Here is an 18,788-nt window from a genome sequence, read left to right on the forward strand (position 1 = left end):
GCTTCGAACGTTGCACCAAGAGCGAAAGGCAGTCACTGGATTGCCACGTCGTCTTCGGCTCCTCGCAATGACGTAGGAGGCGGATATTGAAATGGATGCGCATCCTCGCTGTCGTCGCACTCGTCGCCTTGGGAAGCGTGTGCTGGCTCATCGCCTTTAACTTGCCAATGCTCCTGTTCTCGCAAATGGGCTTCTGCGAGAACGCCGCCGAACTGAGCAAACCTGATCCAGACTGTCCTCCACCTCTCTGGTATTGGGTCGGCTGTTTCGTTGTTCCCGCGATCCTGACTTTCGCAGGTCTGCGAAGAGGGCGCGCCATTATGAAAGAGTATCAGTGACCACTGCCACCCACCCCCGCACCGACTGGACCCGCGCAGAAATCGCGGCCCTCTTCGACCTGCCGTTTACCGAACTGCTGTTTCAGGCCGCCAGCGTCCACCGCGCATACCACCCCGCGACCGAGGTGCAGCTGTGCACGCTTCTGTCGATCAAGACCGGCGGGTGCCCGGAGGATTGCGGCTATTGCTCGCAGTCGGTGAAGGCTGACTCGGGCGTGGAAGCCACCAAGCTGATGGACGTGCAGGCCGTGCTCCAGCGCGCGGCGCAGGCGAAGGATGCGGGCTCGCAACGCTTCTGCATGGGCGCGGCGTGGCGCAATCCCAAGGACCGCGATATGCCCGCGATCGTGGAGATCGTGAAGGGGGTACGCGACATGGGTCTGGAGACCTGCATGACGCTGGGGATGCTCGAACCGCATCAGGCTGCACAGCTGGCCGAGGCGGGGCTCGATTATTACAACCACAATATCGACAGCAGCCCTGAGTATTACGAGCGCGTCATCTCCACCCGCGATTTCCAGTGCCGGCTAGATACGCTGGACCATGTCCGCAAGGCCGGGATCAATGTGTGCTCCGGCGGGATCGTCGGGATGGGCGAGACGCGCGAGGACCGGGTGGGCTTCGTCCACACGCTCGCCACGCTGCCGCAGCATCCCGAAAGCGTGCCGGTCAACGCGCTGGTGCCGGTCAAGGGCACGGTGCTGGGCAACATGCTAGCCGACACGCCGCTGGCAAAAATCGACGACATCGAATTCGTCCGCACCGTAGCGGTCGCGCGGATCACCATGCCGCGCTCGATGGTGCGGCTCTCGGCTGGGCGCGAGTCCATGTCCGAGGCCACGCAGGCCCTGTGCTTCCTCGCCGGTGCCAACTCGATCTTCACCGGCGACAAGCTGCTCACCGCGCCCAATGCGGGCGACGACAGCGACGGCGCGCTGTTTGCCAAACTGGGCCTCACCGCGCTGAAGGGAGAAGAACCCGCCCGCGCCTGCAAGGTCGCAGAGCCCGCGGAGTAACCCAATTCCCGTCGCGCGCTGCAAAAATGCGCGCGGCGGGGCCATCCCCCCGACTGTTTGACGCTACGAAACGCTGGACTTGTGGGGCCCGGCGTTTCGGCGCATAGTCCTCCTTGGGTCGCGTTCATCTGGGGGGAGAATGCATCATGGGGAAATTCTCAAAAGCAAAGCTTTCGGCCGCTGCGGGCGCACTTGCGCTGGCAGCGATCGCCGCGCCTGCGGGCGTGCAGGCGCAGGATACCGCTGCACCGGCCGCGGAAAATCTCACCTGGGCGCGGGTGGCGATGACCCGGTTCCACGCGGGCAAGCGCGACCGCGGGCTGGAGATCATCAAGAACTACTTCGCCAAGGCCGACGCCGCCTCGGGCGTCGATAGCGGGGCCCACGGCATCCACATGGAAACCGGGCAATGGGATGTCATCTACATTTTCCCGATGAAGGGCGGGCCGGGCGACATGGCCAAGCGCGGCACGCCCGAGGATGCCAAGTGGATGGAGCAGATGATCAAGCTCGCCGGCAGCAAGGAAGCGGCGGAAAAGATCATTGCCGAATTCGATTCGCTGATTGCGATGACCGTCACCGAAGTGGGCCATGCGCACAGCGATCACTGATCCCGGTCGCGCCCCAAATCTGTCAGGTTGATCGGTAGCCCCGGGGGCGGCATAGGCGTTTTCATGCGTTGACCGCCCCCGGAGGTTTTGCCTTGTTTTCGAAAATCCTGATTGCCAACCGCGGCGAAATCGCCTGCCGGGTCATCACCACCGCGCGGCGGATGGGGATCAAGACCGTCGCGGTCTATTCCGATGCCGATGCCCGCGCGCCCTTCGTCGCGATGGCGGATGAAGCGGTGCATATCGGTGCCTCGCCCGCGGCGGAATCCTATCTGGTCGCGGACAAGATCATTGCCGCGGCCAAGCAGACCGGGGCCGAAGCGGTGCATCCGGGCTACGGCTTCCTGTCCGAGCGCACGAGCTTTGCCGAAGCGCTGGCGAAGGAAAACATAGCCTTCATCGGCCCGCCGGTGGGCGCGATCGCGGCGATGGGCGACAAGATCGAGAGCAAGAAGCTTGCGATGCAGGCCGGGGTCAACGTGGTTCCGGGCTTCGTCGGCGAGATCGAGGATACCGAGCACGCGGTGCGCATCTCGAACGAGATCGGCTATCCGGTGATGATGAAAGCGTCGGCAGGCGGCGGGGGCAAGGGCATGCGCCTTGCCTATTCCGAAGCCGATGTGCGCGAAGGCTTTGAAAGCGTGAAGCGCGAAGGATTGAACTCCTTCGGCGATGACCGCGTCTTCATCGAGAAGTTCATCCTCAACCCGCGCCACATCGAAATCCAGATCCTCGGCGACCAGCACGGCAACATCCTCTACCTGAACGAGCGCGAATGCTCGATCCAGCGCCGCCACCAGAAGGTGGTCGAGGAAGCGCCGTCCCCCTTCGTCACGCCGAAAATGCGCAAGGCGATGGGCGAGCAATGCGTCGCGCTGGCGCGCGCAGTGGGATACTACAGCGCGGGCACGGTCGAGCTGATCGTCAGCGGCGCGGACCCGAGCGGCGAAAGCTTCTACTTCCTCGAAATGAACACCCGGCTTCAGGTCGAACACCCCGTCACCGAAGCGATCACCGGGATCGATCTGGTCGAGCAGATGATCCGCGTCGCGGCGGGCGAGCGCCTCGCGATGACGCAGGACGATATCGGGATCGACGGCTGGTCGATCGAGAACCGCGTCTATGCCGAAGACCCCTATCGCGGGTTCCTGCCGAGCACCGGCCGGCTGGTGCATTACAGCCCGCCGATCGCCGGCTGGGTCGAGGACGAGACGGTCGCGGGCAAGGCGCGCCGCGGGGTTGCGCATGGCGCAGGCTCGGTGCGGGTCGATGACGGGGTTTACGAAGGCGGCGAGGTCTCGCGCTTCTACGATCCGATGATCGCCAAGCTGATCACCTGGGCGCCCACGCGCGATGCGGCAGCCGACCTGCAGATCGAGGCATTGGACAAGTTCCGGATCAAGGGGCTGGGCCACAACGTCGATTTCCTCAGCGCGATCATGCAGCACCCGCGCTTCCGTTCGGGCGAGCTGACCACCGGCTTCATCGCCGAGGAATATCCCGAAGGCTTCCACGGCGCGGCCACCGGCGACGAGATGAAGCGCATTCTGGCCGCGGTGTGTGCGGGCAACGAATTCACGCTGCAAGCCCGCAGCCGCCGGATCAGCGGGCAGCTCGATGGCCCGCTGTCCGTTACCAGCGAATGGCTGGTGAAGCTGGGCGATGAACGCTTCGAAGTGCGGTTGGGCGAAGGCCACGCGATCGTCGATGGCGTGCGCGTCGATGGCACCTGCAGCTGGCTTCCGGGCATGGTGCAGGCCGAAGCCACCGGCAAGGTGGGCGAGGGTGCGACGCAGCATCTGGGTCTGATCGTCGAGCGGATCGGCAATCGCTGGAAGATCACCACCCGCGGCGCAGCGCATAGCGCGCTGGTGCTGCCGCTGCGGCTGGCACAGCATGAGCGGCTGATGCTCGAAAAGGTGCCGCCCGATCTGTCGCGCTTCCTGATCTGCCCGATGCCCGGAATGCTGGTGAAGCTGCACGTTGCCGAGGGCGAGACGGTGCAGCCCGGCCAACCGCTCGCCACGGTCGAGGCGATGAAGATGGAGAACATCCTGCGCGCCGAAAAGGAAGGCGTGATCGCCAAGATCAACGCTGCCGAAGGCGAGAGCCTGGCAGTCGATGCGGTGATCCTCGAACTCGAATAGAGCCGCAGCGCTGCAAGCATCTGTAGGACGGTCGGCCGGGTCTGTGGGGCCCGGCTGTAGGATCGCGGCGGGCGGCGGGCTGATCTTATGTCGGAACCGGTCTGCGCGGTTCCTACAAGGTCGGAGGAGGGCGCGCTGTGTCGCCCGATCGGCCGACCATTCTACCCCGTCCTGACCCCCTTCAGACCCCCGCTTGCCCGGTTTCGCGCCGCGTCAGGCTGGTTTTGGCGGCGTTTTGCGCGGTGCAACATGCGCCGACACTTCCAACTTTCCGAGGCTGGCGCGCGTTTGCACGCTGCGCCGCAGCATCGACAGGGCGAAATTCCGCAAAGTAAATTGCACGGAAGCGCAATATAAATTCAAAAACTGTTGTAGTTTTGCGTCAAAACATCAATTTTCGGTCGAATCGTGCTTAACCCACTGTCCTACGCCGACCCTCATACGTCATGTTGATGATGCCGAATCGCGGAATTCCCCGCGCGGTGGATTGAATCTTAGTGGGAGGATTTGATCATGGCACATACGGGTACAGGATATTTCGACCGCAAGGGCAATTTCTACAAATCGCCGCACGATGCGACCGTAAGCGATCTCGCGGCACTGCTGGGCAAGATCGGCGATGGCGAAAGTCTGGCACCGGGCATCGCCAACATGCTGCTCGAACGGCGCAGCGAGATTGAACAATTGTTCGCCGAGCACGACCGGATGCTGGGTGAGGAAGCGGCCTTGAAAGCGGCACGGATCGAGGATGCGGCCGGCAAGGTTACACCCTTGCATCTTCGCCCATCGCACTAAGTAAGTCGTTTTCAATCAATGCTTAAATGCAGGCATTGGTTGAAGGGGCTCAAGGTGTAATCGGCAAAGGCGGGGCCGTTCTCGAACCCGCGGCTGCGATACAGCGCGAGTGCGGGCTCGAAGGCGTCGCCGCTGCCGGTTTCGAGACTGAGCCGGGTCAGTCCCGTGGCACGTGCATGGGCAATGATCGTATCGAGCAGTGCGGCTGCGCAACCTTGTCGCAGATGCTCAGGATGCGTTCGCATCGACTTGATTTCGCCAAGGTTTTTGTCGAAGCGATGCAGTGCACCGATGGCCGCGACCACGCCTTCGCGATGGACTGCCCAGACGGTGACACCCTCGGCGCGCAGCCCCGACAGGTCGAGCGCGAAGCTGTGACCTGGGGGCGATCCGGCGATCATCTGCTGCTGGTGATAGGTGATCAGCGCGATCACTTGGCTGTCGGAAAGGTCCGCCAGCGCAACCTTCACCGTGCCAGTTCCTCATCAAGAAATGCCGCGATATCAGCAAGATCGACATCGCGCGCAACATAGGCCTCACCAATTGCGCGCAGCAGCAGGAAAGGCAAAGTCGCGCCTTCGGCCTTCTTGTCGTGCCGCATGTGCTCGACCAGATCCGCGCCGGTGCACGCCATCCCTAGCGGCGCGAGCGCGGCGGGCAGCCCTGCTGCTGCGATCGCGGAGGCGGCGCGCTCGGCATCCGCCTGCGCAATCTCCCCGCGGCGCGCGGAATATCGCGCGGCAAGCACCATGCCCAAGGCAACCCCCTCGCCATGGAGTAGCTTGTCCGAAAAGCCCGTTTCCGCCTCCAGCGCGTGGCCGAATGTGTGCCCGAGATTGAGCAGTGCGCGGCGATCTTCGGTTTCGCGTTCGTCGGCGGCAACGATGCGTGCCTTCATCGCGACGCTGGAGCTAATCGCATAATGAAGCGCGGCAGGTTCGCGCGCCAGAACGTTGTTTCCATTGCTTTCCAGCCAGGCGAAAAATTCTGCATCGCCGAGCAGGCCATATTTCAGCACCTCGGCAAATCCGGAACGCATTTCGCGCTGCGGGAGTGTCGCCAGCGTCTGCGTATCGATCAACACGAGTGAGGGCTGGTGGAAGGCTCCGATCAGGTTTTTGCCCGCGCGCGTGTTAATCGCGGTCTTGCCGCCGACCGAGGAATCGACCTGCGCGAGCAGCGTGGTCGGCAGTTGCACAAACCCGCACCCGCGCTTGGTGATCGCACAGGCAAACCCGACCAGATCGCCCACTACGCCGCCGCCAAGCGCGAACACGTGATCCTTGCGGGTGACGCCCAGCGAAAGCAGCCAGTCGGTCAGCCGCTCAAGCTCGGCCCAGCTTTTCGATCCTTCGCCCGGGGCCACATCGAACCAGGCGATGCTGAACCCTTCGGCTGCGAGCGAATCGGCTAGACGCGCGCCATGGTGATGGCGGGCGTTGATGTCGGCAACCACCGGAACTGGGCGGTCGCCATACGGCGCGATGAAGCGGCGAGCATGGCTCATCGCCTCGTCCAGCAAGCGATCGCCGATATGAATGTCATACGAGCGTCCGCCAAGGGCGACACGGATGGGGGCAACGCTGCTTACAGCCATTGGTCGATCGCCTCGATTATCGCGCGCGCGGTGTCGGCGTGGGGGCCGTTCTCGCTGAACACCCGGATCGGCGCTTCGGCGTAGAAGGGCGCGCGTTCGGCCGCGAGCCGCGACAGGATCGCGTGCGGATCGCCTTGCTGAAGCAGCGGGCGCGTCGGCCGGCGCGATGTGCGTTCGACCAGCGTATCGGTGTCGCAATCGATCCACACCGCGATTGCCCGGTCGAGCACGCGCTGGCGGGTGGCAGGGTCGACGAATGCGCCGCCGCCGGTCGCGATCACGCCGTGCCCTTCGTCGATCAGCCGGGCGATCACGCGCCGTTCGCCGTCGCGGAAATAGGCCTCGCCGAAGGTCGCGAAAATTTCGGGGATCGAACGCTGTGCGGCCTCGACGATGGCGTCATCGGCGTCGACGAAATCGCGGCCCAGCATCATCGCAAGCTTGCGTCCCACGGTCGATTTGCCGACCCCCATCAGCCCCACCAGCACCACGGGACGCGTGATGCGCGCGGCGATCGCGGCAACATCGCGATCTTGCGGGGAAGGGCATGCAGCGGACATTGCCGGAACGCCTATAGATGGGCTAGGGCACGCGCAATATGGCAAACGAGCGGCACCCGCGACTGACCCCGTCCGGCTTTGAGCAACCGGCCCCTGTCCGTGCACGGCGCTGGCCGTGGGTGCTGGGGCTTGGCGCGGTGGTGGTGATCGCGCTGGCATGGTTCGAAGGGGGCGAGGAACCGCTGCGCCCGATTGCCGAGGAAATCACGCTGCCGGAGCAGGGGCAATGACGATGCAGCGCCGCAAACGGGTGAGGCTTGGCGCGAGCATGATCGCGATCGGCCTTGCCGGGGCCTTGGGCGCGGCAGGACTGGCCGGGCTTGCTTTCGCCCAGAACCGGCCCGAATCGCTGCTTCCGCCCGGGTTCGACGATCCAGCCCCTGCGCCGGCCCCTTCGCCATCGGCCGGTCCGCGCTCTCCCGCAGCGCCGCAAGCGGGGGCTCAGGCGCCTGTCCCCGGCGCGGCACCGGACGTGTCGGGATCGCCGCAGCCCCAAAGCCTGCCGCCGCTCCCCGCGATCAGCCGCGATGATCTGTCGCGGCTTCCCAGTCTTGCCGAGCTTGAGGCCATGTCGACCGAAGAGCTCGACACGTTGCTCGGACTGAGGCCCAAATCGGACATGCCTGCCGGCGCGCAACGTGCGCTGACGCGGGTGGGGGTGATGGCCGCGGACGAGGGCGGGCTACCGCCCGGCGCACTGGCCAACCAGTCGGACAAGCTGGTGCGCGCGGTGCTGCAGGGCACGCAGGCGCCGATGGTGTCGCGCTGGGGACACATCCTCATGCGCCGCGCGCTGGCCAGCCGTATGGCCGCGCCGCTGAGCATGGACCCGGTCGAATTTGCCGCGTTGCGGGTCGGCGTGCTCAACCGGATCGGCGAATATGCGGTCGCCCGCGCGGTGGTGCAGGATGTAGACACCGCCCGCTGGTCGCCCGCGCTGACGCAGGAAGCGCTGACCGCCTATCTGGCGAGCGGCGATATCACCGGGGCGTGTCCGGCGGTGCGCCAGCAGGGTTCACAGCGCGACGACGGACAGTGGCAGATGTGGACCGCAGTTTGCAGCGCCTATGCCGGCGAAAACGCGCTCGCAGCGACCAAGCTTGACCGCGCGCTGTTCCGCGGCGCGGCGCCGCGCATCGACGTTCTCCTTGCGCGGCGGTTTGCGGGCGCTGCCGGGCGCGGGCAACGCGGTGTGCAGATCGAGTGGAACGGGGTCGACGACCTCAATCCGTGGCGATTCGGCTTGGCGAGCGCAGTCGGCGAACCCCTGCCCGACGGCCTGCTCGCCGCGGCGATGAAGCAGCCGGACGGCGGCTATTATGCGCGATCGGGCGCGGTGCTGCCGATGCTCCCTGCGCTGCAACGTGCAGCCTTTGCCGGGCAAGCGGCCAGCGAAGGTATCCTGTCGGCCGATGCGATGATCGACATCTATTCCGAGGTCTATGCCGATTCGGCGGCCAGCGGCGATCCGCAGGCCCATGCTTCGGCCTTGCGCGAAGCCTATCTGGCAGCCGATCCGGCGGCGCGGATTGCAGCGATGCAGCGGTTGTGGGCAGATGGTGCCAAACTTGGCGGCGGTGACGGGTATGGTGCACGGGTGATGACGGCCTATGCCGCGGCGCGCATCCGCGCGGACGCCGCGCATGTGACAGCATCGGGTGATCTGATCGCCGCCATGCTCTCTGCCGGGCTTGATGCCAATGCCGTGCGCTGGGCCGGGGTGGTCGAGGAAGGTTCGCTGGGCTGGGCGCTGATCGCGCTGTCCGATCCGCGTGTCACCGAGGTGTCGCAAGGCGCGGTCGAAGGTTTCATCGATGGCGATACGAGCGACAAGGCGCGCAAATCGGCCTTTCTGGTCGCGGGTCTTGCGGGGCTTGGCCGGCTGGGGATGGACGATGCGGCCTCGATCGCCAGCGACAAGGGCTTCGACCTTTCGCGCCGCACCCGGTGGAGCGGCGCGATCGACCGCGCGGCGCAGGTCGGCAACCCGGCCCTGGTGGTCTTGCTGGCAGGTCTTGGCATGCAGGGGACAAGCTGGTCGCAGATGACCCCGCTGCATCTCTATCACATCACCTCGGCCCTGAACCGTGTCGGGCTTGAAGGCGAGGCGCGGATGATCGCGGCCGAGGCGGTTGCCCGCGGCTGATGTCCGCCGCGACAGAGGCGTTTCTGGCGATGCTGGCGACCGAGCGCGGTGCCGCGCGCAACACGCTGGCGGCCTATCGCCGCGACCTCGAACAGGCCGAAGAGGCCATCGGCGATCTTGCCGATGCGCCGCGCGATGCGGTGGCGGGGCTTGCCCGGGTTTGGGCCGATCTTGCCCCGTCGAGCGCCGCACGCAAGGCGTCGGCGCTGCGCCAGTTCTTTGGTTTCGCTGCTGACGAAGGCTGGCGCGCCGATGATCCCTCGGGCGCATTGCCTGCGCCGCGCACCCGCCGCCCGCTACCCAAGGTGATGAGCCACGATGCGATCACCGCGCTGTTTGCACGTGCGGAGGACGAGGCGGAGAGCGGCGAGCCGGCAGCGGTAAGGCTGCTGGCGCTGATCGAACTGCTTTACGGATCGGGTCTGCGCGCCACGGAGCTGGTCGGCTTGCCGCTTGCCGCAGTGCCGCGCGATGCACCCTTCATCACCGTGACAGGAAAGGGCGGGGCCACCCGTCTGGTCCCGGTCGGCGCGCGCGCAACCGCGGCGCTGGGCCGCTGGCTGGCGCTGCGCCCGGCAGTGCCGCCGTCGCGCTATCTGTTTCCCTCGCGCGGCAAGGAGCCCCATCTTTCGCGCGTCAGGCTGTTCCAGCTGGTCAAGGCGCTGGCTGGACGGGCGGGGCTCGATCCTGCCGCGATCAGCCCGCATGTGCTGCGCCACGCCTTTGCCACGCACCTCCTCGAAGGCGGGGCGGATCTGCGCGTGCTCCAGACATTGCTCGGCCATGCCGACATATCAACGACCCAGATTTACACCCATGTCGAGCCGTCACGGCTGATTGCTCTGGTCAATTCGTGTCATCCGCTTGCAACATCGCGCGCATCCGACTAGCCCGCTGCGATGATTTCCTACCTCGACTTCGAGAAGCCCGTCGCCGCGCTGGAAGAGCGCATCACCCAGTTGCGCAGCGTCAACGCGCTGCACGACGTTGATGTCGCGAGCGAGATCGGCCGGCTTGAAAACAAGAGCGCCGAGCTCCTTGCCAGCACCTATGCCTCGCTCACGCCTTGGCAGAAGACGCAGGTCGCACGGCACCCGCAGCGCCCGCATTTCCGCGACTATGTCGCGCATGCTTTCACCGATTTCATGCCGCTGGGCGGTGACCGCCTATATGGCGATGATCTGGCGATCATGGGCGGCTTTGCCCGGCTCAACGGCCAGCGGGTGATGCTGATCGGCCACGAAAAGGGCAACGACACCAAGACCCGGATCGCGCACAACTTCGGGATGGGCAAGCCCGAGGGTTACCGCAAGGCGATCCGCCTGATGGAACTGGCGGGCCGATTCGGTTTGCCGGTTGTGACGCTGGTGGATACTTCGGGTGCGTTTCCGGGGATCGAGGCCGAGGAACGCGGCCAGGCCGAGGCCATCGCCCGTTCGACCGAGGCCTGTCTTGCGATCGGCGTGCCGATGGTCGCAGCCGTCGTGGGCGAGGGTGGCTCCGGCGGCGCGGTCGCGCTGGCAGCGGCCAACCGCGTGTTGATGTTCGAACATGCAGTTTATTCGGTGATTTCGCCCGAAGGCTGCGCTTCGATCCTGTGGCGCACTTCTGAAAAGGCTGCTGATGCCGCGCAGGCGATGAAGGTTACCGCGCAGGATCTCAAGCGGCTCAATGTGATCGACCGGATCGTCAAGGAGCCCCTTGGCGGCGCGCACCGCGACCCGGCGGCCGCAGCCCGGATGCTGGGCGAGGCGCTGGGCGAAGAGATCGCCAATCTCGGCGCGAAAAGCCCGTCTGAATTGATTTCGGAACGAGAGGAACGTTTTCTCGCGATCGGCGGTTAACGCCCCCCGCAACAGGTCAGGATTGGTTCGCACGGGACATGATTTCCCGTCCCTGACCCATTCTTGCGGGAGACAACCGATGGCACGAATTTCACGCACTCTTCTGGCGGCAGGCGCCGCAACGCTTTCGCTGGCGCTTGGCGCTTGCATGGGCCCCGCCGGCTCGATTCCCCCCGCTTCTGCCCCGATCACGCAGGACGAAGCCCGGATGGGCGCGGAATACCATCCGCAGTTCCTCGCCGAATTCGGCGGCGCGATGACCGGATCGCAGGCTACTTACGTCGAACAGATCGGCAAGAACGTCGCCGTCCAGTCGGGCCTTGGCAATGCACGCGAAAGCTTCACTGTCAGCCTGCTCAATTCGCCCGTGCACAACGCTTTCGCGGTGCCCGGCGGCTATGTCTACACCACGCGCCAGCTCGTCACATTGATGAACAACGAGGCTGAACTGGCCGCAGTGCTCGGCCACGAGGTCGGCCACGTCGCCGCGCGCCATTCGCAACGGCGCCAGCAGGCAGCGCAGCGCAACTCGATCTTCGGGCTGCTCGGTGCGATCGGATCGTCGGTGCTGCTGGGCAATTCGCAAGCCGGGCAGACGCTTTCGCGCACCTTGATGCAGGGCTCGCAGCTTCTGACCTTGCGCTTCTCGCGCGAACAGGAATTGCAGGCCGATGATCTGGGGATCGAGTATCTCGGCAAGGCCGGATATGATCGCCGCGCCATGGGCACGGTGTTGGCGAGCCTTGCGGCGCAGAACAGCCTTGATGCGCGCCTTGCAGGCCGCAATGCGAGCGTTCCCGAATGGGCGTCGACCCACCCCGATCCGGCCAGCCGCGTGCAGGCCGCGCTGACCAAGGCCGGTCCGGCAACCGCCGGCGGCATCACCAATCGCGATACGTTCCTGACGCGGATCGATGGCCTGCGTTATGGCGATGATCCGGCCCAGGGCCTGATCGAAGGCAGCCGGTTCATTCACCCCGAACTGTTGCTCAGCTTCAATGCGCCGCAGGGCTTCTACATGGTCAACGGCACCCGCGCGGTGACGATCCAGGGGCAGGGCGGCCAGGCGCAGATGACGACCGCGGCCTATAACGGCAATCTCGAAACCTATGTGCGCACCGCTTTCACCGCGCTGGGCGGCCAGAATTCGCAGCTCGCACCGCAGGAATTGCAGCGCACGACCGTTAACGGTCTTCCGGCTGTCTATGGGACCGCGCGTGTGGCAAACGGCAATTCGCAGGTGGATGTGATTGTCTTTGCCTATGAATTCGCACGCGACCGCGCCTATCACTTCGCCGTTATCGCGCCCGCAGGCGGCGCGGCGACGTTCAATCCGATGTTCCAGTCGATGCGCCGGATTTCGCAAACCGAAGCAAGCTCTGTTGTTCCGCGTCGCTTGCAGGTGGTGACGGTCGCCCGCGGCGATACGGTCGCAAGTCTCGCCCGCCGCATGGCCTACGACAGCGCGCAGGAAGAGCGGTTCCGGGTTCTGAATGCGCTGACCAGCAGCAGCACTCTGACGCCGGGTCAGAAGGTGAAGCTGGTGGTTCGCGCCCGCTAGGCGATTCGCTCCGCCGGAATGTGCGATTCGGTTCCGGCATCAGGGCTTTTTTACAAAACCATAACGGCGGGGATCTTTCCCCGCCGTTTTTGGTTGTGGGCGCGTTTGGCTATGCGCCTGTGCCCGGGGTCATCTGCGTGTTGACGTTGTTGAAGGTGCCCGCCAGCGTACCACCCAGCGATGTCATCGCGGTGATCGCGGCAACGGCGATCAGCGCAGCGATCAGGCCGTATTCGATCGCAGTGGCGCCACTTTCGTCGGCGGCGAGATTTTTGAAAAAGGTCATTCGGCATCTCCTGACGCTGGCTCGCGATTGCCCCGTGCGATCGGGTGCCATGCGTGCCGGTGCGGTCTAGGACGATGGTGGTTAGAAAATTGCCGAATTCGAGATAGGTGCTTGCCACGGGTCACGGGGGCGATGTCCGATCACATTCCGTGTCTGATGTACCGCACACGAAAAAGCGGCGGGGATCGCTCCCCGCCGCTTCGTTTGTCTAGCTTTTGGCCGTCGCGTCTTACGCGCCGGTGCCGGGAGCCATCTTGGTGTTGACGTTGTTGAAGGTGCCCGAAAGCGTGCCGCCCAGCGAAGTCATTGCGGTGATGGCAGCAACGGCGATCAGCGCAGCGATCAGGCCGTATTCGATGGCGGTGGCGCCCTGTTCGTCGCGGACGAGGTTCTTGAAGAAGGTCATGTCTGGTCTCCTGGTTTGGTCTTCGGTACCCGTGCCCCCCGGTCACGGTGGACACTCATCTGCTAGCCCCCGACTGGTTGAAGAATTCCTAACACGGGTTGGAATGTTTGGATTGCCATCAACCTTTCTCCGCGCCGTCGGAGTGGGGCTCTGCAGTGCGGTGTCGACCGTTTGCACAAATGAAAAAGCGGCGGGGATCGCTCCCCGCCGCTTCGTCTGTGTGGCTAAAGCCCTTCGCGTCTTACGCGCCGGTGCCGGGGGCCATCTTGGTGTTGACGTTGTTGAAGGTGCCCGAGAGCGTGCCGCCCAGCGAGGTCATCGCGGTGATGGCAGCAACGGCGATCAGCGCAGCGATCAGGCCGTATTCGATGGCGGTGGCGCCCTGTTCGTCGCGGACGAGGTTCTTGAAGAAGGTCATGTGTAGTCTCCTGGTTTGGTCTTCGGTACCCGCACCCGCCTGGTCATGGCGGGCTCGATGACGATCGTGATGCAGCGGCTGAAATGCACGAAGCGGGGTGCCCCTGGCTTCGCCTATGCTCCCATCGCTGCAACACTCTCCGTCTCGACCCTCGTCCACGTGGCGATCGTGCTGCCGGCAACACCTTGCAGCGCGGCGATCATCGCGACGACGATAAGCGAAACGATCAGACCGTATTCGATTGCAGTTGCGCCCGACTGGTCGTCGATCAGTTCTCTGATGAAAATCGACAACATCAGGGTGCCCCCCACATTCTTCGTTCTGACATCCGCATAATTCGCGCCTATCTGTTAAGAAAAGGTTGAGAGCATGGGCGAGGGTGGAAGAAATTCCGACATGACACGAGGATGGATCGCAGTGGTGGCGGGAGCCTTGCATGGCCCCGATGGTCGCTGGTTGATGCAGCGCAGGCCTGAAGGAAAGCACCACGCCGGCCTATGGGAATTCCCCGGGGGTAAGGTTGAAGGCTCTGAAATGCCTGCGCAATCTTTATGCCGGGAATTGCGCGAGGAGCTGGGAATTAATTGCCGCGCCGACGCGCTAAGCCCTTGTGGGTTCGCCGAAACGGGTGACACGGGCGCCAATCCGCCGATTGTCATCCTGCTTTACATCGTCAACGACTGGGAAGGCGATCCGCAGGCACTCGAAGGTGGCACTGTCGGCTGGTTCACTCCTGCCGAGGCATTGGCGCTGCCCAAACCGCCACTGGACATCGCGCTGGCACAGAGACTTTTCGAAAATATCGAAAATTCTTCCAAAACCCCTTGCCAAGCCTGAAGGGCACCCGTAAAGGCGCCCCTCCAGAGCGCACCCGTAGCTCAGCTGGATAGAGCACCAGACTACGAATCTGGGGGTCGGACGTTCGAATCGTTCCGGGTGCGCCAATATCGCCCGCCTCTCGCAAGAGAGGCGGGCGTTGTCGTTTCGGGCCGGTCTCGCGTTCAGTCTGCGACGCTGTCTTCCAGATTGTGCATGTCATCGTCCGAAAGGCCGAAATGGTGGCCCGCTTCGTGGATCACCACGTGCCGGACCAGTTCGGCAAAGCTCACCCCCGTTTCGCGCATCTCGGTGAGCAGGGGCTGGCGGAACAACGTGATGACCGGCGGCAGCCCGTCGCTCTCGAACTGCGATCTTTCGGTAAGCGCGACACCTTCATACAATCCGGTCAGATCGAGCGGATCGTCGATGTCGAGCGAGTCCAGCTGCTCCCTCGTCGCAAATTCCTCGACCTTGAGGACGACGCCCGCCAGGCCGTCGCGGAAGACCGCGGGAAGACGCGCCAATACCTCGGCGGCAGCGGTTTCGAATGCGGCGATGCTCGGCTCGGACATGGCGGTTTTGCTTTCTTTCTTGTCCGCAAGGGGATGAATTGCGGGAAAATCCTATTACATCGCCGAAATGGGGGCGGCATCCATCCTTGCAACCGGCGTAACTTTTACGGAACGGCTTGCGGACTGGGTGGTTGAGGTCACTCGGGATTGACAGGCGAGGGGTCTCCGCAAGGGCCGATGAGCGAGAAAGACAACACATCCATGAATTACATCTCCGCCCACGATCACGACGAAACCTTCGATCCGGAAAATCCGCTGGGCAAGCCCGAGGTCCCCGAAGACGTCCAGAATGCGATCCGTACGCTGATCGCATGGGCGGGCGATGATCCGGCGCGCGAAGGACTGCTCGATACGCCAAAGCGCGTGGGGCGCGCATGGCTCGAATATTGCGAGGGTTACCGCGAAGACCCGTCGATCCACCTGACCCGCCAGTTCAGCGAGGTGGGCGGTTATGACGAGATCGTGCTTCTGAAGGACATCCCGTTCCAGTCGCATTGCGAACATCACATGGCCCCGATCATCGGCAAGGCGGCGATCGCCTATCTTCCGCGCAACAAGGTGGTGGGCATCTCGAAGCTCGCACGCGTGCTGCACGGCTATGCGCGGCGGTTGCAGATTCAGGAACGGCTGACTGCCGAGGTGGCGCAGTGCATCTGGGATCACCTCGACCCGCAGGGCGTCGCGGTCGTGATCGAGGCTCAGCATGGCTGCATGACCGGACGCGGGGTGAAAACCCCGGGCGTCGGCATGATCACGAGCCGGATGCTCGGCTGCTTCCTCGACAACGGCAGCAGCCGCAAGGAAGTCATGAGCCTGATGGGCTATTGACCGCGCGGTTTATCGTGCGCGGCTGATTGTCGATCCGTTCCAGCCAGCCATCATAACGGCGGTGCCGGCTGCCTTGGATGCGCAGTAGAGCAATGCTATTTGCTGCAATCGCTACGGCCAAAAAGGTCGGGCTTTTGCAGGAGATAAAACGATGAACAGGCTTGCCCTGGCGCTTGCAGGTATTGCGGCGGCGGTGTCCGCCCCTACGCTTGCGCTCGAACATACCGTCGTGATCGAACACGATGCCGGTCCGATTGCCGCCGATTATCGCGGGACTGTGACGATCACCACGGCGCAAACCGGAACCGTGGGGGCGGCTGGACGACCCAGCACGCTGGCGTGCCGGTGGAGCGCCAAGCTGTCTGTCGAACGCGCGGCAGACCTCGCTAAAGCGGTCAAGTCGCACCGGACGCTGACCCGCGACAATGTCGCCAAGGGCACTCGGTCCGGATGGTGCGAAACCAACGCCAAGGCTATCGACAAGTTGGTCGATGGTCGCCGGGAAGAATTCCGGCGCAGCATGATGGCGCTGGTGGAAATCGACCGTGCTGCGTTGCTTGCCGAAGCTGACAGCGCCGCTGCCACCCCGCGCGGTTAGGCGACGCTGCTTGGTGTGCTAGCCTGCTTGATCGCAGGATGCGAGCATTCCGGCTGAACTGAGCCACGAAAAAAGGGGCGTCCCGTTTCCGGAACGCCCCTTTCGAATTTCAGCGCGGTGCTGCAACCTTACATCTGGCCGAGCATGTGCTCCGCGCTCGAAACGCGGAAATCGCCGGGTTCCTCGACGTTGAGCTGCTCGACCACACCATCGTTGATCACCATCGAGAAACGCTGACCGCGCTTGCCGAGGCCGAAGCCCGACCCATCCATGGTCAGCCCGATCGCTTCGACGAAATCGGCATTGCCATCCGCCAGCATCGTGATCGCCTCCGAGCCTTGGGCCTTGTTCCACGCGCCCATCACGAAGGCATCGTTGACCGCCGTGCCGACGATCTCGTCGACACCCTTGGCCTTGAGGTCATCGGCCTTTTCGACGAAGCCGGGAAGGTGCTTGGCCGAGCAGGTCGGGGTGAAGGCGCCCGGAACCGAAAACAGCGCGACGCGCTTGCCCGCGAAGTATTCCGAGGACTTGACCGGCTGCGGCCCTTCGGCAGTGGCCTTGATCAAGGTGACTTCGGGAATCTTGTCGCCGACGGAAATTGTCATGATCGGATTGTCCTGTTTTGCGGAAGTGCTCCCGACCTTTATCGCGCAGCCACCTGTCGAGCAACAAATAGACATATAAAGATAAGTTTATATTTGCCTCCGGAACCGTCTGACGCTAGGGAGCCGCCGCATGAACAGACCGCCCGCCTGTGCGGGCGCGACGCTGTGCTTAGGAGATAGAATGATGGCCACTCTCGCTGCCACGCAGACCCATGAATATGTGATCAAGGACATCGCGCTTGCCCAGTTCGGCCGCGACGAGATTATGATCGCCGAAACCGAAATGCCCGGCCTGATGGCGCTGCGCGAAGAATATGGCGCATCGCAGCCTTTGAAGGGTGCGCGCATCACCGGCTCGCTCCACATGACAATTCAAACCGCCGTGCTGATCGAAACGCTGGTCGCACTGGGTGCCGAAGTCCGCTGGGCGACCTGCAACATCTTTTCGACCCAGGATCACGCCGCTGCCGCGATCGCCGCGCGCGGCATCCCCGTCTTCGCCATCAAGGGCGAAACGCTGGCCGATTACTGGGACTATGTGGGCCGCATCTTCGACTGGTCGAGCGAGGCTGACGCCGACCTCACCTGCAACATGATCCTCGACGATGGCGGCGATGCCACGATGTTTGCGCTGTGGGGCGCGCGCATCGAAGCGGGCGAGGAAATGGGCGAGCCGACCAACGCCGAGGAAATCGAGTTCCAGCGCGCATTGAAGGCCTTCGTCGCTGCCAAGCCGGGCTACCTCACCAAGACGGTGAAGGCGATCAAGGGCGTTTCGGAAGAAACCACCACGGGCGTGATGCGCCTCTACCAGATCGCCAAGCAGGGCAAGCTGCCTTTCCCGGCGATCAACGTGAACGATTCGGTCACCAAGTCGAAGTTCGACAACCTTTACGGCTGCAAGGAATCGCTGGTCGACGCGATCCGCCGCGCGACCGACGTGATGCTGGCCGGCAAGGTCGCCTGTGTTGCCGGTTACGGCGATGTCGGCAAGGGCTCGGCCGCTTCGCTGCGTGACGGCGGCGCCCGCGTCATGGTCACCGAAATCGATCCGATCTGCGCGCTTCAAGCCGCGATGGACGGCTTTGAGGTCGTCACCATGGAAGACGCGGTCAAGCGCGCCGACATCTTCGTCACCGCCACCGGCAACGAAGACGTGATCACCGCCGATCATATGATGAACATGAAGCCGATGGCGATCGTCTGCAACATCGGCCACTTCGACAGCGAAATCCAGATTTCGGCACTGTCGAACTACGAGTGGAAGGAAATCAAGGAAGGCACCGACCTCGTCACCTTCCCCGATGGCAAGTCGATCCTGATCCTCGCCAAGGGTCGTCTGGTGAACCTGGGCTGCGCCACCGGCCACCCCAGCTTCGTGATGAGCGCAAGCTTCACCAACCAGACGCTGGCGCAGATCGAACTGTTCACCAAGTCGGACAACTACAACAACGACGTCTACGTGCTGCCCAAGCACCTCGATGAAAAGGTCGCCGCGCTTCACCTCGAAAAGTTGGGCGTCAAGCTGACTCAACTGTCGAACAAGCAGGCCAGCTACATCGGCGTGCCGCAGGCTGGCCCGTTCAAGCCGGACCACTACCGCTACTAAGCCATGAACCCGCCCGCTCCGCCTTGTTT

The 18,788-nt window shown here is 63.8% G+C and carries 23 protein-coding genes and 1 tRNA gene; 15 read left to right on the forward strand and 9 right to left on the reverse strand.

Annotated features, from left to right (window positions below):
• Positions 1-86 precede the first annotated feature (86 nt).
• The 5 genes from A9D12_RS10930 (at position 87) to A9D12_RS10950 (ending at position 4,907) form a co-directional block, all read left to right on the forward strand.
• Positions 87-338 (forward strand): hypothetical protein, encoded by a 252-nt coding sequence (locus A9D12_RS10930; protein WP_156522868.1) that lies wholly within the window; start codon positions 87-89, stop codon positions 336-338.
• On the forward strand, positions 335-1,354 hold the full coding sequence (gene bioB, locus A9D12_RS10935) for a biotin synthase BioB (protein ID WP_068351794.1): 1,020 nt from the start codon (positions 335-337) through the stop codon (positions 1,352-1,354). The genes A9D12_RS10930 and bioB overlap by 4 nt, the downstream gene beginning before the upstream one ends.
• A gap of 146 nt (positions 1,355-1,500) precedes the next feature.
• Positions 1,501-1,965 carry a hypothetical protein gene (locus A9D12_RS10940; protein ID WP_068351796.1) on the forward strand — a complete coding sequence of 155 codons (465 nt, stop codon included), beginning with the start codon at positions 1,501-1,503 and terminating at the stop codon, positions 1,963-1,965.
• 92 nt (positions 1,966-2,057) lie between these two features.
• Complete coding sequence (locus tag A9D12_RS10945) at positions 2,058-4,112, forward strand: acetyl-CoA carboxylase biotin carboxylase subunit (RefSeq protein ID WP_068351799.1); 2,055 nt, start codon at positions 2,058-2,060, stop codon at positions 4,110-4,112.
• A 513-nt stretch (positions 4,113-4,625) separates the two neighbouring features.
• On the forward strand, positions 4,626-4,907 hold the full coding sequence (locus A9D12_RS10950) for a hypothetical protein (RefSeq protein ID WP_068354332.1): 282 nt from the start codon (positions 4,626-4,628) through the stop codon (positions 4,905-4,907).
• Between the two features lie 11 nt (positions 4,908-4,918).
• On the opposite strand, the gene A9D12_RS10955 is transcribed toward A9D12_RS10950, so the two are convergent.
• Genes A9D12_RS10955 through A9D12_RS10965 form a run of 3 tightly spaced genes read right to left on the reverse strand, consistent with a single transcriptional unit; the run spans position 4,919 to position 7,064 of the window.
• Entirely contained in the window at positions 4,919-5,341 is a 423-nt protein-coding gene (locus A9D12_RS10955) for a GNAT family N-acetyltransferase (protein ID WP_068354335.1), read from the reverse strand.
• A gap of 32 nt (positions 5,342-5,373) precedes the next feature.
• Complete coding sequence (gene aroB, locus A9D12_RS10960) at positions 5,374-6,504, reverse strand: 3-dehydroquinate synthase (protein ID WP_068351800.1); 1,131 nt, start codon at positions 6,502-6,504, stop codon at positions 5,374-5,376.
• On the reverse strand, positions 6,495-7,064 hold the full coding sequence (locus A9D12_RS10965) for a shikimate kinase (RefSeq protein WP_068351802.1): 570 nt from the start codon (positions 7,062-7,064) through the stop codon (positions 6,495-6,497). The genes aroB and A9D12_RS10965 overlap by 10 nt, the downstream gene beginning before the upstream one ends.
• A gap of 38 nt (positions 7,065-7,102) precedes the next feature.
• Here A9D12_RS10965 and A9D12_RS10970 point away from each other — a divergent pair, with 38 nt between their 5' ends.
• The 5 genes from A9D12_RS10970 (at position 7,103) to A9D12_RS10990 (ending at position 12,615) form a co-directional block, all read left to right on the forward strand.
• A complete protein-coding gene (locus A9D12_RS10970; protein ID WP_068351803.1) occupies positions 7,103-7,294 on the forward strand; it encodes a hypothetical protein in 192 nt (63 codons plus the stop codon).
• The gene (locus A9D12_RS10975) at positions 7,291-9,210 is read left to right on the forward strand and encodes a hypothetical protein (RefSeq protein WP_231889607.1); all 1,920 of its coding nucleotides are present in this window, start codon (positions 7,291-7,293) and stop codon (positions 9,208-9,210) included. The genes A9D12_RS10970 and A9D12_RS10975 overlap by 4 nt, the downstream gene beginning before the upstream one ends.
• A complete protein-coding gene (locus tag A9D12_RS10980) occupies positions 9,210-10,100 on the forward strand; it encodes a tyrosine recombinase (protein ID WP_068351806.1) in 891 nt (296 codons plus the stop codon). The genes A9D12_RS10975 and A9D12_RS10980 overlap by 1 nt, the downstream gene beginning before the upstream one ends.
• 9 nt (positions 10,101-10,109) lie before the next feature.
• Positions 10,110-11,054 carry an acetyl-CoA carboxylase carboxyltransferase subunit alpha gene (locus A9D12_RS10985; protein ID WP_068351809.1) on the forward strand — a complete coding sequence of 315 codons (945 nt, stop codon included), beginning with the start codon at positions 10,110-10,112 and terminating at the stop codon, positions 11,052-11,054.
• Positions 11,055-11,133: 79 nt separating this feature from the next.
• Positions 11,134-12,615 carry a M48 family metalloprotease gene (locus tag A9D12_RS10990; RefSeq protein ID WP_068351811.1) on the forward strand — a complete coding sequence of 494 codons (1,482 nt, stop codon included), beginning with the start codon at positions 11,134-11,136 and terminating at the stop codon, positions 12,613-12,615.
• Positions 12,616-12,724: 109 nt separating this feature from the next.
• On the opposite strand, the gene A9D12_RS10995 is transcribed toward A9D12_RS10990, so the two are convergent.
• From A9D12_RS10995 to A9D12_RS11010, 4 genes are all read right to left on the reverse strand, one after another.
• Positions 12,725-12,901: a Flp family type IVb pilin gene (locus A9D12_RS10995; protein ID WP_068351814.1), complete on the reverse strand. Its 177-nt coding sequence runs from the start codon at positions 12,899-12,901 to the stop codon at positions 12,725-12,727.
• A gap of 229 nt (positions 12,902-13,130) precedes the next feature.
• On the reverse strand, positions 13,131-13,307 hold the full coding sequence (locus tag A9D12_RS11000; RefSeq protein ID WP_068351816.1) for a Flp family type IVb pilin: 177 nt from the start codon (positions 13,305-13,307) through the stop codon (positions 13,131-13,133).
• A gap of 241 nt (positions 13,308-13,548) precedes the next feature.
• The gene (locus A9D12_RS11005; protein WP_068351816.1) at positions 13,549-13,725 is read right to left on the reverse strand and encodes a Flp family type IVb pilin; all 177 of its coding nucleotides are present in this window, start codon (positions 13,723-13,725) and stop codon (positions 13,549-13,551) included.
• 113 nt (positions 13,726-13,838) lie between these two features.
• The gene (locus A9D12_RS11010; RefSeq protein WP_068351818.1) at positions 13,839-14,021 is read right to left on the reverse strand and encodes a Flp family type IVb pilin; all 183 of its coding nucleotides are present in this window, start codon (positions 14,019-14,021) and stop codon (positions 13,839-13,841) included.
• Between the two features lie 100 nt (positions 14,022-14,121).
• Between A9D12_RS11010 and A9D12_RS11015 the strand changes: the two genes are divergently transcribed.
• Both A9D12_RS11015 and A9D12_RS11020 read left to right on the forward strand, forming a co-directional pair.
• Positions 14,122-14,562 carry a (deoxy)nucleoside triphosphate pyrophosphohydrolase gene (locus A9D12_RS11015; RefSeq protein ID WP_082925530.1) on the forward strand — a complete coding sequence of 147 codons (441 nt, stop codon included), beginning with the start codon at positions 14,122-14,124 and terminating at the stop codon, positions 14,560-14,562.
• 30 nt (positions 14,563-14,592) lie between these two features.
• Positions 14,593-14,669 (forward strand) — tRNA-Arg (locus A9D12_RS11020).
• Positions 14,670-14,726: 57 nt separating this feature from the next.
• On the opposite strand, the gene A9D12_RS11025 is transcribed toward A9D12_RS11020, so the two are convergent.
• Positions 14,727-15,116 (reverse strand): metallopeptidase family protein, encoded by a 390-nt coding sequence (locus tag A9D12_RS11025; RefSeq protein ID WP_068351821.1) that lies wholly within the window; start codon positions 15,114-15,116, stop codon positions 14,727-14,729.
• 201 nt (positions 15,117-15,317) lie between these two features.
• On the opposite strand from A9D12_RS11025, the gene folE reads away from it, so the two are divergent.
• Positions 15,318-15,944, forward strand: coding sequence for a GTP cyclohydrolase I FolE (folE, locus tag A9D12_RS11030; protein ID WP_068354341.1), 627 nt, complete (start codon positions 15,318-15,320; stop codon positions 15,942-15,944).
• A gap of 151 nt (positions 15,945-16,095) precedes the next feature.
• Entirely contained in the window at positions 16,096-16,542 is a 447-nt protein-coding gene (locus A9D12_RS11035) for a hypothetical protein (RefSeq protein ID WP_068351823.1), read from the forward strand.
• A 128-nt stretch (positions 16,543-16,670) separates the two neighbouring features.
• Here A9D12_RS11035 and A9D12_RS11040 read toward each other — a convergent pair whose 3' ends face one another.
• On the reverse strand, positions 16,671-17,150 hold the full coding sequence (locus A9D12_RS11040; protein ID WP_068351826.1) for a peroxiredoxin: 480 nt from the start codon (positions 17,148-17,150) through the stop codon (positions 16,671-16,673).
• Positions 17,151-17,334: 184 nt separating this feature from the next.
• Here A9D12_RS11040 and ahcY point away from each other — a divergent pair, with 184 nt between their 5' ends.
• On the forward strand, positions 17,335-18,759 hold the full coding sequence (gene ahcY / locus A9D12_RS11045) for an adenosylhomocysteinase (protein WP_156522926.1): 1,425 nt from the start codon (positions 17,335-17,337) through the stop codon (positions 18,757-18,759).
• Positions 18,760-18,788 lie beyond the last annotated feature (29 nt).

Source organism: Erythrobacter neustonensis (genome assembly GCF_001663175.1).
Lineage (GTDB): Bacteria > Pseudomonadota > Alphaproteobacteria > Sphingomonadales > Sphingomonadaceae > Erythrobacter > Erythrobacter neustonensis.